The organism is Streptomyces sp. NPDC101166 (assembly GCF_044768125.1).
GTDB lineage: Bacteria > Actinomycetota > Actinomycetes > Streptomycetales > Streptomycetaceae > Streptomyces.
On sequence record NZ_JBIWPF010000254.1, the window covers coordinates 1 to 1147 of the forward strand.

The following is a 1147-nucleotide window of genomic DNA, read 5'->3' on the forward strand; positions in this document are numbered from 1 at the left end:
TGGAGTCGATGCGCTCCAGGTATTCCACGATGTCGGCGTTGAGGTCCACGTCCCACAGATTGGCGATGGCGTAACCGGGCATTTCGAGCTCCTCGATCGGATTGCTGTGCTGCCCTTGATGTTTCCGCCTACGCGGAACGAAGTCGATTACCTGCCGGGTAATGCCGCCGGTCCAGCCCGGGAAAACGAAACGGGCCGCCCGACCGTGAGGTCGAGCGGCCCGCGTCAGTGCCGAGTGATCAGCTCAGGCGCTCGATGATCATCGCCATGCCCTGGCCGCCACCGACACACATGGTCTCCAGACCGAACTGCTTGTCGTGGGTCTGCAGGTTGTTGATGAGGGTCGCGGTGATGCGGGCGCCTGTCATACCGAACGGGTGGCCCAGGGCGATGGCGCCACCGGACACGTTCAGCTTGTCCTCGTCCATGTTCAGCTCGCGAGCCGAACCCAGGACCTGAACGGCGAAGGCCTCGTTGATCTCGTACAGGTCGAGGTCGTTGATGGTCATGTTCGCGTTCTTCAGGGTGTTGCGCACGGCCTCGATCGGGCCCAGGCCCATGACCTCGGGCGACAGGCCGGAGACGCCGGTGGCCACGACGCGGGCCAGCGGGGTCAGGCCCAGGGCCTTGGCCTTGGTGTCGGACATGACGACCAGCGCCGCCGCACCGTCGTTCAGCGGGCAGGCGTTACCGGCGGTGATGGTGCCGTTCTCGCGGAAGACCGGCTTCAGCTGCGAGATCTTCTCGTAGGAGGTGCCGGCGCGCGGGCCGTCGTCGGTGGTGACGACGGTGCCGTCGGGCAGGGTCACCGGGGTGATCTCACGCTCGAAGAAGCCGGCCTTGATGGCCTCCTCGGCGCGGTTCTGCGAACGCACGCCCCAGTGGTCCTGGTCCTCGCGGGAGATGCCGGTGAAGGTGGCGACGTTCTCGGCGGTCTCACCCATGGCGATGTAGACGTCCGGGAGCAGGCCCTCGGCGCGCGGGTCGGTCCAGGTGGCGTTGGAGGCCTTGGTCGCCTGGGTGCGGGCCTCGGCGTCGGCGAAGCGCGGGTTGTGGCTGTCCGGCCAGCCGTCCGCGGTGCCCTTCGGGAAGTTGGAGACGGTCTCGACACCGGCCGAGATGAACACGTCGCCCTCGCCCGCCATGA

The 1147-nt window shown here is 67.1% G+C and carries 2 protein-coding genes; one reads left to right on the plus strand and one right to left on the minus strand.

Translation table 11 applies throughout. From position 1 onward, the window contains the following. Positions 1-259 (plus strand): hypothetical protein (locus ACIRS4_RS38165; RefSeq protein WP_404204862.1); only part of this gene is annotated, 259 nt, incomplete at its 5' end. On the opposite strand, the gene ACIRS4_RS38170 is transcribed toward ACIRS4_RS38165, so the two are convergent. Beyond that, positions 240-1147, minus strand: a 908-nt coding sequence (locus ACIRS4_RS38170) for an acetyl-CoA C-acyltransferase (protein WP_404204864.1), incomplete at its 5' end; no start/stop codon positions are given. The two genes, ACIRS4_RS38165 and ACIRS4_RS38170, sit on opposite strands and share 20 nt — an antisense overlap.